The sequence below is a fragment of the Microbacterium sp. zg-B185 genome (genome assembly GCF_030246885.1).
Classification (GTDB): domain Bacteria; phylum Actinomycetota; class Actinomycetes; order Actinomycetales; family Microbacteriaceae; genus Microbacterium.
Genome location: NZ_CP126739.1, coordinates 3,392,440 through 3,406,348, shown reverse-complemented (window position 1 = coordinate 3,406,348; position 13,909 = coordinate 3,392,440). Strand labels below are relative to the sequence as shown.

The window sequence follows — 13,909 nt, the reverse complement described above, 5'->3', positions numbered from 1 at the left end:
CGCGCCGGCCGCCCGTCTCGGGAGTGCGAGCCCCGCACCGGGCGGCGACGCCTAACGATGCTCGGGCGCGCCCGGTAGCCTGGGCCGGTGACGGACCCGACCCTCCCCCAGACGCCTATCACCGCCCCGGGGCCGGTCGAGCCGGCGCTGCCGCACGGCGTGGGGCCCTGGCCGGGGGGACCGGATGCCTGGCCCGCCGATCCCCGCCTGGATCCTGAGCTGCTCGCACACGGCGACTCCCGCAACGTCGTCGACGAGTACCGCTATTGGCGCATGGACGCGATCGTGGCCGACCTGGACGGGCGACGGCATCCATTCCATGTCGCGATCGAGAACTGGCAGCACGACATGAACATCGGCTCGATCGTGCGCAGTGCCAACGCGTTCCTCGCCGCCGAGGTGCACATCGTCGGCAAGCGCCGGTGGAACCGCCGCGGTGCGATGGTCACCGACCGCTACCAGCACGTCCGCCACCACGAGGACGTCGCGGCGTTCGCCGCCTGGGCGGATGCCGCGTCCATTCCGGTCATCGCGGTCGACAACCTGCCGGGGGCGGTGCCGGTGGATCGCGCCGAGCTTCCGCAGCGATGCGTGCTCCTGTTCGGCCAGGAGGGGCCGGGCCTGTCTCCGGAGGCGCTGGCCGCGGCATCCGGAACCGTCGAGATCACGCAGTACGGCTCGACGCGTTCGATCAACGCCTCGGCTGCCGCCGCCGTCGTCATGTACGAGTGGTGCCGGCGCTGGGCCGTCCCCGGGAGCTGACCTTCCGCCGCGCGGCCGCCCCGCTGCTCGCCTGCGCCGCTGCTCGCCTGTGCCGGTGCTCGCCTGTCGCGTTCTGCCGCCCGCGTCGGCGTGTTGTGACAGGCGAGCGGAGCGCGGTGGGCGGGGCCGAGGGCGGTGGCCGAGCGGAGGGTGCCGGGACGGAGCCGACGGCGGCACCGCTGCGCGGAGGGCGATGAGCTGCTCGCCTGTCGCGTTCTGTCGCCGGCTTCGGCGTGTTGTGACAGGCGAGCAGAGCGCGGTCGGGCCGAGCGGAGGGTGCGGGGGCGAAGCTGAGGGCGATGAGCTGCTCGCCTGTCGCGTTCTGCGGCGCGCGTCGGCGTGTTGTGACAGGCGAGCGGAGGGGTGCGGGCAGGCGGGTGGCGGGTGCGGGCAGGCGGGCGGGGGGCGGAGGGGATGCCGCGGCTCAGGCGCGTGTGTTCATCCACGCCGCGCTGCGCACGCGCCAGCCCAGGGTGACCAGGCGGGCGAGCATGTAGACGCCGAAGAACGACACCGACAGCCACGCGAGACCGGCCGCATCGCCGGCGCCGAGGACGGCGATGACGACGAGCACCGGCACGAACGGGATGAGATTGAGCACCCCCACGATCGCGAGGTACTTCGCGTCGCCCGCCCCGATCAGCACACCGTCCAGCACGAACACCACGCCGCACACCGGCTGCGCGACAGCGAGCACGAGCAGCGCAGGCTGGATCAGCGCGGCAAGCGCGGGGTCGCCGGTGAAGAGCAGGCCGATGACACCCGACAGCGCCCCGATCACCGCACCCACCACCACCCCGAACCACGCGCCCCACGCCACGGTCCGGCCGAGCGTGCGCTGGACCTCGACGGTGTCGCCCGCGCCCAGGCCCTTGCCCACCAGCGCCTGGGCGGCGATCGCCAAAGCATCCAGGGCGAACGCGGCCGTCGAGAAGATGGTGAACGCGACCTGCCACCCGGCCAGCTCCTCGGTTCCGACGGAGGTGGCAACCGCCACCGTCGCCAGCAGCGCCAGGCGCAGCGACAGCGTGCGCAGGAACAGCCAACCGCCCGAGCGTGCCGAGCCGCGCACCCCCTCGCGGTGGGGTCGCAGCGATGCCTCATGGGTGCGGGCGAGCCGTCCGATCACGAACGCGTACGCCGCGACCATCCCCCACTGCGCCACGACGGTGCCGAACGCGGATCCTCCGATGCCCCAGCCGAAGCCGTAGATGAACAGCCAGTTCAGCAGCGCGTTGGCCGTGAAGCCGAGCCCGGCGATCCACAGCGGTGTCACGGTGTCCTGCATGCCGCGCAGCAGCCCGGTCGCCGCGAACACGATCAGCATCGCCGGCAGCCCCCACATCGAGATGCCGAGGTACGTCTCGGCGTCGCGGGCGACCTCGGGGCCGGCCGCGAACATGCCCACCAGCAGCGGCGTGGTGAGGTACCCGACCAGCGCGAGGACCGCGCCCAGGCCGAGCGCGAGCCACAGGCCGTCGATGCCGACGGACACCGCCCGTCGGGGATCGCCCGCGCCGAAGCGGCGGGCGACGGCGGGGGTGGTGGCGTACGCGAGGAACACCATCAGCCCCACGATCGTCTGCAGGACCGCCGAGGCGATGCCGAGGCCGGCGAGGGGGATGACGCCCAGGTGGCCGACCAGCGCGGAGTCCACGATCAGGAACAGCGGCTCGGCCACGAGCGATCCGAGCGCGGGGACGGCGAGCCGCAGGATGTCGCGGTTCAGCGTGTCGCGGGGCACCCCAGAAGCTTAGGCCGAGCCCGTCCCCGGCCGGTCCGTGCGCCCAGGATGGCCGCCTATCCTGTACGCATGACCGAATCCCGCTCCGGGCTCGCGCTCGACGAACTCAGTGCCGAGATCCGCCCCCAGGACGACCTGTACCGCCACGTGAACGGTGCCTGGCTGGCACGCACCGAGATCCCCGAGGACAAGGCCCGCTGGGGCTCTTTCCACCTGATCGCGGAACAGGCGGAGAAGGACGTCCACGCGATCGTCGAAGAGACGCGCGATGCCGAGCCGGGCACCGAGTCGCGCAAGATCGGCGACCTGTACACCAGCTTCATGGACACCGAGCGGATCGCCGAGCTGGGCGGCGCCCCGCTCCTGGACCAGCTCGCCCGCGCCGACGCCATCTCCTCGATTCCCGCCCTCCTGCGCACGCTGGGCGAGCTCGAGCGCGACGGCATCGGCGGGCTGATCGGCCTGTACGTCGAGCCGGATCCCGGGAACCCGCAGCGTTACGTGCCGTTCCTGACCCAGGGCGGCATCTCGCTGCCGGACGAGAGCTACTACCGACTGGACAACTTCGCCGAGCTGCGCACGGCCTATCGCGCGCACATCCAGCGGATGCTCGAGCTCGCCGGGGTGGCGGATGCCGCGGCATCCGCCGATCGCATCTCCGCGCTGGAGACCGAGATCGCCACGCACCACTGGGACAACGTGAAGAGCCGCGACGCCGTGGCCACCTACAACCTCCTGCCGTGGGCTGAGGTCCTCGAGCTGGCCGGTGTCGATCTTCGCCCGTGGCTGGAGGGGACCGCCCCGGGCCGCGAGGACGCGTTCGCGGAGGCGAACGTCTACCAGCCCAGCTTCTTCGAGGGGCTCGGGTTGTTGCTGAGCCAGGAGCGGCTCGAGGATTGGAAGGCGTGGGTGCGCTGGCGGATCGTGCACGGCGCGGCGGCCTTCCTGTCCGACCCGTTCGTCGACGAGAACTTCGCCTTCTACGGAACACAGCTGACCGGCGTGCCGGTCAACCGGGAGCGCTGGAAGCGCGGCGTCGGACTGTCCGAGGCAGCTATGGGCGAGGCGATCGGACGGGTCTACGTCGAGCGGCACTTCCCGCCGGCGGCCAAGGTCGCCATGGACGAGCTCGTCGCGAATCTGATCCGCGCCTACCGGCAGAGCATCTCGGAGCTGGAATGGATGAGCCCGGAGACCCGCGAGCGGGCGCTGGCCAAGCTCGACGCGTTCACCCCGAAGATCGGCTACCCGGTGAAATGGCGGGACTACTCGGGCCTGGAGGTGGACCCGCTCGACCTGATCGGCAACGTGCGTCGCGCGCACATCCACGAACACGACCGTCAGCTGGGCCGCATCGGGCAGCCGGTGGATCGCGATGAGTGGTACATGACGCCGCAGACGGTCAACGCGTACTACAACCCGCTGATGAACGAGATCGTCTTCCCTGCGGCGATCCTGCAGTACCCCTTCTTCGAGGCGGACCGCGATGCCGCCGCGAACTACGGCGGCATCGGCGCGGTCATCGGCCACGAGATCGGCCACGGTTTCGATGACCAGGGCAGTCGCTTCGACGGCGACGGTTCCCTGCGGGACTGGTGGACGGATGCCGACCGGGCAGCCTTCGAGGAGCGCACCAGCGTGCTGATCGAGCAGTTCAACGCGCTCGTGCCGCGCGGACTGGGCGAGGAGAACACGGTCAACGGGGCGCTGACCATCGGTGAGAACATCGGCGATCTGGGCGGCCTGGGTATCGCGATCAAGGCCTACGAGCTCTCGCTCGACGGTGCGGCTGCGCCGGAGATCGACGGCTTCAGCGGGGTGCAGCGCCTGCTGCTGTCGTGGGCGCAGATCTGGCAGCAGAAGGGCAGGGATGCCGAGACGATCCGGCTGCTGACCATCGACCCGCACTCGCCCAACGAATTCCGGTGCAACCAGATCGTCCGCAACATCGACGCGTTCTACGATGCGTTCGGGGTCACCGAGTCCGACGAGCTCTGGCTGGACGCCGACAAACGCGTCACCATCTGGTGATACGCTCCGCGCAGTCACCGACCGCACGCCGGACCGGCTGAACCTCTCCACAATCCAAAAAGCGCACCACCGGCTGATTCACCGCGCGCGCATCCCTCACTCGCACTGACACCGGAAGGAGCACGGGTGGGCATTGCCCCAGAGCCCAGGCGGGACGCCGAGTCGCTGCGGGGGTCGCGACGAAGCAGCAGACGACTGCCGCGACGGGCCGCGGCCGGTCGCAGGTCGTTCGTCTCGACGCTGAAGGCGCTCGATCAGCTCGCGACCTCCGGCGCACGCGTCGCCGTGCGCATCACTGATCTGGATCGCGGCAGTGCCGTGCTCGCCGGGGACGACCACGAGACGCTCCCGGTCGCGGGCCTGGGCATCGTGCCGCTGCTGATCGATGTCGCGGCCGGGTTCGAATCCGGCGCGCTCGATCCGCTGGAGATCATCGAACGCTCCTCACTGGACGAGGTCGGTGGCGCGGGGGTGTGGCAGCACCTGAAGGCACCCGCGCTGCCGCTGGCGGATCTCGCGGTCCTGGCGGCGGCGACCGGGGACGCCCTGGCTGCGAACGCCTTGATCGCGCGGGTCGGGCTTCCCGCGGTCCGGGCCCGGATCGAGCAGCTCGGACTCGCGCATTCGGCCCTGCTGGATGCGTTCCGCGACGCCCGCGGACCCGACGACGCGCCGCACGTCGCGCTGGGGTCGGCCCGGGAACTGTCCGCGCTGTTCGCCGGCCTGGTGAACTCGCAGATCGTCTCGGCGGGAGTCAGCGCACAGGTGTCCGAATGGCTGAGCCTGAACCACGATCTGTCGCTGGTCGCGGCGGCCACCGGCTTGGACCCGTTCTCCCACGAGAACGACGAGCACGGGCTGCTGTTCGTGAACAAGACAGGTCAGGATGCCGGCATCCGTGCGGAGGCGGGAGTCCTGGCCGGTCCCAGGGCGGGCGTCTCCTACGCGCTGATCGTCTGCTTCGACGACCTGTCGATCACGCACCGGCTCCGAGCGCACGACGCGTTCCGCACGCTGGGGGTCGACCTGATGGAGTACGTGTTCTGACCGCGCTCAGTCCGCGTTGAGCGAATCGACGAGGGCCAGACCACGGTTGGCCCACGCGATCTCGCCTCGGGCGCGGTCGACCAGGCCTTCATAGGCCAGTCGCTTGTACGCCAGGACCGCGGAATGCTCTTCGGGCGCGGTGGCCTGCAGCCGCCGCACCAGCATCGGGTTGTCGCGGTCGGCGATGTGGCGCAACTCGCCCTCCCACTGCTCCAGCTCGCCCTCCCACTGCGCGATGTGCGCGCGCAGGAACGCGCGGGCCGCCTCCGGCGGCGCGGACTCCAGATACGCGGCGCGCAGATGAGCGGGATCACGCACGCGGGAGTAGTCCAACGGCGTCTGCATCCACAGCAGGAACGCCCGATGTCCGGCGTCGGTGACGTGGTAGACGCGCCTGGTGCCGCGCTCGCCGCGCGTCTGCTCCTCGCCCTCGATGAGGCCTTCGGATTCCATCTTGCGCAGCTCGGGGTAGATCTGCGAGTCGGGAGCGTGCCAGACGTGCCCGACGGAGTGGGAGAACTGCTTCTGCAGGTCGTAGCCCGACAGCGGGCCCACGCGAAGGATGGCCAGGAGCGCGTATCGCAGGCTCATCTGCTCTCCTTTCGTGGGGTGACCTGAGGCTATCAATGGTGCGAGGGGGCCCACCCTCGGACAGGCTGACGAGCCTGCACGGGTGGACCCCCTCGAGTTTTTCGGCTACGCGGACGTGTTGTCGTAGCCCGTGCGCCAGCCGCCCTGGTAGGTCGCGCGGGCGACCGTCGAGTACGGGACGGGGCTGACCACGACGCGGACCTCGGTCTGCTCGTGCGGCTCGACGGAGGCCTTGCTGGTGCCGCCATCCGGCTCGCCCCAGACGACCTTGAGCTCGGTGCCCTCGGGCACGTCCGGGTTGACCAGGCCGAGCGACAGGCCGCGACGCTCGTTGGCCGAGTAGCCGGTGAACATCGACAGGCCGACGTTCGTGCCGTTCGCGTCCACGATCGAGTCGTAGTTCGCGGAGCCGTAGTTGGCCAGCGGCAGGTCGAAGAACTTGTAGCTGGGGCCATCGACGTTCAGCAGCGACGTCCAGACCTTGCCGAGGTCCTCGGCGTTCCAGGCGAGCGTGACCTTCTTGCGCTGCGATGCCGGGTCGATCTTCTCGAGTGCGTCACGGCCGATGAAGTCGTGGTCGAACTTCACGAACGAGCCGTAGCCGAGCTCCCACGGGGTGAGGTAGTAGTCCTCGATGTTGTCCGACACGAACGAGCCGGCCAGCGTGCCGGTCGCCTCGTAGCTGTCCACGCCGAGCCACTCGCGGTATGCGCGCTCTGCTTCGCCGGTGTAGATGGCCGGGAGCGGCGAGGGGATCCAGCCGGACTCCAGGGTGTTGGACGGGTAGGCGCGCGAACCGACCGGGACCAGACCGAACTCTGCGCCCGCCTCGACGATCGCGTCGCGGATGACGTCGTGATCGGCGTACGGGCCCCAGATCTCGAGTCCGGGTGCTCCGGCCATGCCGTGGCGCAGCGTACGGACGTCCTTGCCGGCGATCTTCATCGTCGACATGTTGAAGAAGCCGAGCTTCTCCAGTTCGCCGCCGTTGAGCTTCTCGATGACGGCCCACGCGTTGGGACCCTGGATCTGGAAGCGGTAGTACTGGCGCGAGACGGCGTGGCCGTACGGACGCGAGGGGGAACGGCGGTCGACGCTGATCTCGAGGTTCTGGTATCCGCCGGTCTCACCGTGGAAGAGCAGCCAGTTGGACGCAGGCGCGCGGCCCACGTACACGTACTCGTCGTCGGCCTCGCGGAACAGGATGCCGTCACCGATGACGTGGCCGGCGGCCGTGGTCGGAACGTACTGCTTCGCCTTGTTGACGGCGAAGTTCGCGACCGAGTTGATCGCGGTGTCCGAGATCAGCTTGATGGCGTCCGAGCCCTTGAGGAACACGTTGTCCATGTGGTGCGACTGGTCGTACAGGACCGCGGTGTTGCGCCAGGCGGTCTGCTCCTTGATCCAGTTCTGGAAGTCGGCCGGCACGACGGGGTAGATGTACGAGCCGATCTGGGAGTTGCGCAGAAGCTCGACGGGGCTCTTGGCCGCGTCCAGTACTTCCTGAAGATTCTTCGGTGCCATAGGAGGGAACCTCTCTGTTCGGTGGATGGATGCCCCGGGGTGAGGCATCGGTGGTCGTCAGAAGACGATGGTCTGGTTGCCGTGCCGGATGACGCGGTCTTGGGCGTGCCACTGCACGGCACGGGAGAGCACTGCGCGCTCGACGTAGGCGCCACGGGCCTGCAGGTCGGCGGCCGAGTGGGCGTGGTCGACGCGGGCGACGTCCTGCTCGATGATCGGCCCCTCGTCCAGGTCCTTCGTGACGTAGTGCGAGGTCGCGCCGATCAGCTTGACACCGCGCTCCTTCGCCTTCCGGTACGGCGCTGCGCCGATGAAGGCGGGCAGGAACGAGTGGTGGATGTTGATCACCGGAACCCCCACGGAGTCCAGGAAGTCCTCCGAGATGATCTGCATGTAGCGGGCCAGGACGATGAAATCGACGTTGCCCTTCAGCAGCTCCAGGATCTTCGCCTCGGCCTCGGACTTGTCCGGCCCCTGCGAGGGGACGTGGAAGAACGGGATGCCGAACGAGCGGACGTCCGCGGCGACGTTGGTGTGGTTGGAGATCACCATCGGGATGGTGACCGGCAGCTCGCCGCGGCGGTGCCGCCACAGCAGCTCGAGCAGGCAGTGATCCGACGTGGAGGCGAGGATCGCCATCCGCTTGGGCACGGATTGGTCCGTCAGGGTCCACTCCAGGCCCAGCGCGGTGACCGTCTCGTTCAGGTCCGCCTCGATGTCGGGCATCGCGGCGCTCAGATCGGGACGGTGGAACACGACGCGCTGGAAGAACGCACCACCGCTGATGTCCTCGGAGTACTGGTCGAGCGTGACGATGTTGCCCTTGTTGCGGGTGATCAGCGCCGTCACCGCCGCGACGATGCCCGGCTTGTCCGGGCCGTGCACGATCAGGCAGGCGTGGTCGCGCAGGGATTCATTTTGCAGAGTCATGGCTTCTCCTCAGGCCTCGGGCGGCCGTCAGGACTGTGCGGCGGCGTAGCCGCGCGCCCAGTCTGCGGTGGCCAGCAGGCCACCGAACGTGTAGAAGTGCAGCTTGACATCGCCCGAAGCCGGGTCCTGCGCCAGCAGCGCGGACAGGTCGGTGACGAACTTGTCGGGACCGGCGGTGCCCATCAGGTTGGTCAGCGAGAAGCCGTACTTCTTCACGATCATCGCGTTCGCGCCCACGCCGAAGCGGCGGGCGAACCCGATCAGGCGCTTGATGCCGGCCGGGCCGGGCGTGCCGATGCGGATGGTGCTCTCGATGCCACGGGCGCGGACGGCCTCCACCCAGGCGATCACCGGGTCGGTGTCGAAGGCGAACTGGGTGAGGATGGTGGCGTCCAGTCCCTGCTGCTTGAGGGAGAGGGACTTGTCCTCCAGCGCACGCCAGAGGACGTCCTCCTTGATGTCGGGGTGACCCTCCGGATAACCGGCGATCGAGACCTCCTTGACACCGTAGTCGCGCAGCAGGCCGGTGCGGATCACGTCGTAGGAGTCCTCGTACGGGCCCTCCGGGGTGGCCGGGTCGCCGCCGACGACGAAGACGTGCTCGGTCGCGCCGACATCCTGCAGGCGCTCCAGGAACTCCTCGAGCTGCGCGCGCGACGCGAGACGCCGCGCGGAGATGTGCGGGACGGGAATGAAGCCGAGTTCACGAACAGCCTTGGAGGCCGCGACGCGCATCTCCAGGTCCTCGTTGCCGAGGAAGGTGACATTGATCTTCGTGCCGGCGGGGATCGCGTCCTTCGCCTCGATGAGGCCGGGCACATCCTTGCCGGTCATCTCCAGGGAGTAGCCGTTCACCAGCTGAAGTGCTGCCTCACGGTTCGCGGTCACGTGCGTGGTCTTTGACACTGATCGAGGTCCTTTCCGCTTTCAGTCGGAAGTCGTCTGCGCCTTCCACCCCTCACAATACCTATGTGCATAGGGAATGTCTATAGGTAAATTGTGCGCTCAGTCCGCGCCGGCCGGGCCGGACGAGTCCGGGGAGCTCGACAGATCGGGCATCTTCAGAAGGAGCCTGCCCAGCAGGGCGTTGAGCTGTTCGACCTCGGCCGAGCTGAGGTCGCCGAGGATGATCTCCTGACCTTCGAGCGAGATCGGCATCATCCGATCGTGCATCTGCGCACCCGCGCGGGTCAGATACAGCGGGCGAGAGCCGCGCGCACCGTCGGCGGGAACGATCAGCCCGCGGCCGATGAGCGTGTTGACGCTCTTGGAGACCACGGCCTTGTTCATCGCCACGAATTCGGAGATGTCGCTGGAGGTCGCCCCGGGTCGGATCGCGAGTGCGGAGATCACCCGCCAGTCGTTGGTGCCGAGGTTGAACGCCTGTCGCAGCAGCCGGGACTCCCGCCACACGAGCGCGTTGGACAGCAGCGCGATCAGTCGGGGGGTGAAGCTCTCCGTGTCGATCACATCCGCCAGCGGCGCCGTGACGATCTCCGGGCTGCCCACGAAGAGGGCACCGGGGTCAGTGTCCAGGTCGCCAGTCAATCGGACTCCGTTCCAGCGACGGATCACGGCAGAATCCGTGAAGCGAGTGTATCGAGGAGACCACGCGGGGGTGCCGACACTGTCGTCGGCGTGCCGCGACAGACGCAGGACGCCGCGGCGGACATCCTCGGCCCGATGGATCGAGGATGTCGGCCGCGGCCGCTCATCAGTGCGCCTGCGCAGCGAGCGCGGCGGCGTCGATCGTGGCGATCGAGCGGGTGTCCTGGAAGGCGCGGATGCCCTCGATGCCCTGCTCGCGCCCGAACCCGGACTGCTTCATGCCGCCGAACGGCGCCCGCAGGTCCAAGCGCGTCGCGCCATGGTCGTTGACCCACACGTAGCCGCACGCCAGCTGTCCGCCGACGCGGTTGGCCGCGGCCGGATCCGCCGTCCACACCGAGCCGCACAGGCCGCCCCACGTGTCGTTGGCCAGCGCGACGGCCTCCGCCTCGGAGTCGAACCCGATCACCGGGATGACCGGACCGAACTGCTCCTGCGTCACCACCCGCAACGAGGAGTCCGGGTTGATCACGATCGCCGGGCGCAGGAAGTTGCCGCCGGCCAGATCGCCACCCGGAAGCTCGCCGAACTCGCGCACGTCGGCGCCGGCATCCTTCGCCTCCTGGATGATCTCCTCGACGAACGCCTTCTGGACGGGGGAGTGCAGCGGCCCCATCGTGGTGCCCTCGTCGAGGCCGTAGCCGATCACGGCCTTGCCGAGCCGTTCGCTGAGCCCGGCGACGACCTCGTCCAGCCGGGAGTTGTGCACGTACACGCGCTTGGCGTTCATGCAGATCTGCCCCGTGGTGTCGTAGATCGCAGCGTAGAGGCGGTCCAGGTGGATGTCGTCGATGATGGCGTCCTCGAGGAAGATCGCCGCGTCATTGCCGCCCAGTTCGAGGGTCACCCGGGTCAGCGTGGAGGAGGCGAGCTCCATCATCCGCTTGCCGCCGTTGACGCTGCCGGTGAAGCAGACCTTCGCGACATCGGTGTTCGAGATCAGGCCGGACATGTTCTCGTCCTTCCCGGTGACCACGTTCAGGACGCCGGGCGGCAGCTTCTCGGCAAGACGCTGGACGACGCGGGTCGTGGCCAGGGGCGCCGAGGGCGGCGGCTTGACGATGGCGGTGTTGCCGGCCAGCAGGGCGTGCGGCAGGGCAGCGCCGAGGATGGCGATGGGCCAGTTGAACGGCACGATGACGGTCACGACACCGAGCGACTGGTAGGACACCACTGTCTCGACCGGGATGCCGGGAACGACCGGAAGGGTCTTGCCGGTGTCCACCTCGTCGGCGAGCATCAGGGCGAGGTTCCACCGGATCTCGAAGACGAGGGCGTCGACCCAGGCCTCGAAGCGGACCTTGCCGTTCTCCTGCGAGAGCACCGCGGCGTCGGCGTCGCGTTCGTCGGCGATGCCGGCGATCGCCTCGGCCATCACCCGGGCGCGCTCGATCGCGCTCAGCGCGGACCATGCCGGATAGGCGGCCTTGGCGGCGGCAACCGCGTCGGCGACGTCCTCCTTCGTGGCGGATGCCGCGTGCCCGACGATCACTCCGGGCTTGGCGGGGTCCGCGATCGCGAGCGTGTCGGGGGTGGAGCGCTCGGCCCCTCCGATGTACAGACCGGTTCGAATGGTCTCCAGTGTTTCAGTCATGACGATCAAGCACCTCTCTGTGACTTGGGTGTGCTCCGCTGCTGCGGATAAGCACCGTAAACAAGTTTACGTGCATTCCTGTTTACTTGTAAATCACTTCGTGTTAGGGTCGCCCCGTCGAGGTCCGAACACCGGACCAGATCGCAAGCGAGAGTCGATGAGGACGCGCGCACAGCCCGCCTCAGAGACGTCCGTGTCATCGATGAGGAGGCATGTGATGGGTGAGACGACCCTTCCGGAGCGCGAGAATCCGCGCACCGTCGCAGAGCTGGAAGATCTCGCGTTCGAGCTGAGGTCCAAGCTGCTGCACCTGTGCGGAACCTACGAGGGTGCAGTCCACATCGGCGGCGACCTGTCCGCCGCGGACATCCTCACCGCGCTGTTCGAGTACGGCCTGCACGTGGACCCGACCGACCTGCGCAATCCCGAGCGCGACCGCTTCGTGCTGAGCAAGGGCCACGCGGCCGTCTGCATGTACATCGCGATGTCCATCCGCGGATTCTTCTCCTACGAGGGCATCGTCGACACCTACGGCCAGCTGGACAGCGCCTACGGGATGCACCCGTGCAAGGTGCAGCTGCCGGGTGTGGAGTGCTCCACCGGGTCGCTCGGGCACGGACTGCCGATCGCGGTCGGCATGGCGCTCAGCGCCCGCGGCCGCGGGGAGTCGCACCGCGTCGTGTGCCTGCTCGGCGACGGCGAGACCGGCGAAGGGTCGGTCTGGGAGGCGGCCATGGCGGCGCGCAGCAACGAGCTCGGCAACCTGGTCGCGTTCGTGGACCGAAACCGTCAGCTGATGACGAGCTTCGCCGAGGAACGGGTCGTCTTCGAGCCCTACCCGGACAAGTGGGCGGCGTTCGGCTGGAACGTCGTGCGCGTCGACGGCCATGACATGGGCCAGCTCGTCGAGGCGATCGACGCCCTTCCGGGCACGGACAGCGACCGCCCCACCGTGGTCATCTGCGAGACCGTCAAGGGCAAGGGCGTCGATTTCATGGAGCACAACCTCGCCTGGCACGCCGGCTCGCTCGGCGCCGCCGATCTGGAGCGTGCGATGGCCGCGCTCGAGGCATCCCGTCAGAAGGAGTCCGTCTGATGCCCGTCACCTTCACTTTCGGAGAGATGCTCTCCGCCCGCTCCGTGATCGGAACGACCCTCGCCGAACTCGGCGACGAGCACGAGAACCTGTGGGTGCTCACCCCCGACATCGGCGCGACCCTGGTGGAATTCCGCGACAAGTTCCCGGAGCGCTTCTTGGACGTCGGGCTGGCCGAGCAGGTGTGCGTCGGCATCGCCGCCGGACTGGCCTACGACGGGAACATCCCGGTCGTCTCCGGGATGCTGCCGTTCCTGAGCATGCGTGCGCTGGAGCAGGTGCGCTCCGACGTCTGCTATCCGAATCTTCCGGTGAAGATCATCGGCACGCACGGCGGCCTGGTCGGCAACGGCGGCTCCACCCATTACGCGGTCGAGGACCTGGCGCTGATGTGCGCGCTGACCAACATGACCGTCACCTCGGTGGGCGATCCGCTGATGGTGGGCGAGGTCATCCGCCAGTCGATGTCGATGGAGGGCCCGATCTACATCCGTCTGGCCGTCGGCAAGAAAGACAAGGTGCTCTACGAGCCCGGCCAGCATGAGGTCCGCATCGGCAAGGGCATCGTGGCGCGCGAAGGCACCGACGCCACGATCTTCACCCACGGCACGGTGGTCGCGCAGGCGCTGGATGCCGCGGACGAGCTCGCGAAGGACGGCCGCTCCGTCCGCGTGGTGGACATGTTCACGCTCAAGCCGATCGACGAGGAGCTGATCGCGCAGTGCGCGGCCGAGACCGGCGGCCGGTTCGTCGTCCTCGAGGACCACCTCGCCTACGGGGGCCTGGCTTCCCGCATCGCCGACGTGGTCGCCGACCGCGGCATCCATCTGTCCGCCTTCGAGCGGCTCGGCATCCCCCAGGTCTACGCCGGATTCGGCGAGGACGAGGAGCTGCGCGACAAGCACGGCTATGGCCTGGCCGCCACCGTCGCCGCCGCCCGCAGCGTCATCGCCGGCGGCCAGTGATGCCGATGGATCGTCCG

The 13,909-nt window shown here is 68.8% G+C and carries 12 protein-coding genes; 5 read left to right on the top strand and 7 right to left on the bottom strand.

Features of this window, described 5'->3' with window-relative positions; genetic code table 11:
* Positions 1-87: 87 nt before the first annotated feature.
* Positions 88-762 (top strand): TrmH family RNA methyltransferase, encoded by a 675-nt coding sequence (locus QNO12_RS16155; RefSeq protein ID WP_374761007.1) that lies wholly within the window; start codon positions 88-90, stop codon positions 760-762.
* Positions 763-1,186: 424 nt separating this feature from the next.
* Here QNO12_RS16155 and QNO12_RS16150 read toward each other — a convergent pair whose 3' ends face one another.
* Positions 1,187-2,506, bottom strand: coding sequence for an MATE family efflux transporter (locus QNO12_RS16150; RefSeq protein ID WP_257501112.1), 1,320 nt, complete (start codon positions 2,504-2,506; stop codon positions 1,187-1,189).
* Between the two features lie 69 nt (positions 2,507-2,575).
* On the opposite strand from QNO12_RS16150, the gene QNO12_RS16145 reads away from it, so the two are divergent.
* Entirely contained in the window at positions 2,576-4,537 is a 1,962-nt protein-coding gene (locus QNO12_RS16145) for a M13 family metallopeptidase (RefSeq protein ID WP_257501113.1), read from the top strand.
* 126 nt (positions 4,538-4,663) lie between these two features.
* A complete protein-coding gene (locus QNO12_RS16140) occupies positions 4,664-5,584 on the top strand; it encodes a serine hydrolase (protein WP_257501114.1) in 921 nt (306 codons plus the stop codon).
* A gap of 6 nt (positions 5,585-5,590) precedes the next feature.
* Here QNO12_RS16140 and QNO12_RS16135 read toward each other — a convergent pair whose 3' ends face one another.
* From QNO12_RS16135 to QNO12_RS16110, 6 genes are all read right to left on the bottom strand, one after another.
* A complete protein-coding gene (locus tag QNO12_RS16135) occupies positions 5,591-6,175 on the bottom strand; it encodes a PadR family transcriptional regulator (RefSeq protein ID WP_257501115.1) in 585 nt (194 codons plus the stop codon).
* Positions 6,176-6,280: 105 nt separating this feature from the next.
* Complete coding sequence (gene ligM / locus QNO12_RS16130; RefSeq protein ID WP_257501116.1) at positions 6,281-7,699, bottom strand: vanillate/3-O-methylgallate O-demethylase; 1,419 nt, start codon at positions 7,697-7,699, stop codon at positions 6,281-6,283.
* A 57-nt stretch (positions 7,700-7,756) separates the two neighbouring features.
* A complete protein-coding gene (gene purU, locus QNO12_RS16125) occupies positions 7,757-8,629 on the bottom strand; it encodes a formyltetrahydrofolate deformylase (RefSeq protein WP_257501117.1) in 873 nt (290 codons plus the stop codon).
* A 27-nt stretch (positions 8,630-8,656) separates the two neighbouring features.
* Entirely contained in the window at positions 8,657-9,463 is an 807-nt protein-coding gene (locus QNO12_RS16120) for a methylenetetrahydrofolate reductase (RefSeq protein ID WP_257501148.1), read from the bottom strand.
* Between the two features lie 171 nt (positions 9,464-9,634).
* Positions 9,635-10,177: a MarR family winged helix-turn-helix transcriptional regulator gene (locus QNO12_RS16115; RefSeq protein ID WP_257501118.1), complete on the bottom strand. Its 543-nt coding sequence runs from the start codon at positions 10,175-10,177 to the stop codon at positions 9,635-9,637.
* A gap of 166 nt (positions 10,178-10,343) precedes the next feature.
* A complete protein-coding gene (locus QNO12_RS16110) occupies positions 10,344-11,831 on the bottom strand; it encodes an aldehyde dehydrogenase family protein (protein ID WP_257501119.1) in 1,488 nt (495 codons plus the stop codon).
* Between the two features lie 217 nt (positions 11,832-12,048).
* Here QNO12_RS16110 and QNO12_RS16105 point away from each other — a divergent pair, with 217 nt between their 5' ends.
* Both QNO12_RS16105 and QNO12_RS16100 read left to right on the top strand, forming a co-directional pair.
* Positions 12,049-12,927 carry a transketolase gene (locus QNO12_RS16105; protein WP_257501120.1) on the top strand — a complete coding sequence of 293 codons (879 nt, stop codon included), beginning with the start codon at positions 12,049-12,051 and terminating at the stop codon, positions 12,925-12,927.
* Positions 12,927-13,892 (top strand): transketolase family protein, encoded by a 966-nt coding sequence (locus tag QNO12_RS16100; RefSeq protein ID WP_257501121.1) that lies wholly within the window; start codon positions 12,927-12,929, stop codon positions 13,890-13,892. Before QNO12_RS16105 ends, QNO12_RS16100 begins: the two co-directional genes overlap by 1 nt.
* The last annotated feature ends 17 nt before the right edge of the window (positions 13,893-13,909 follow it).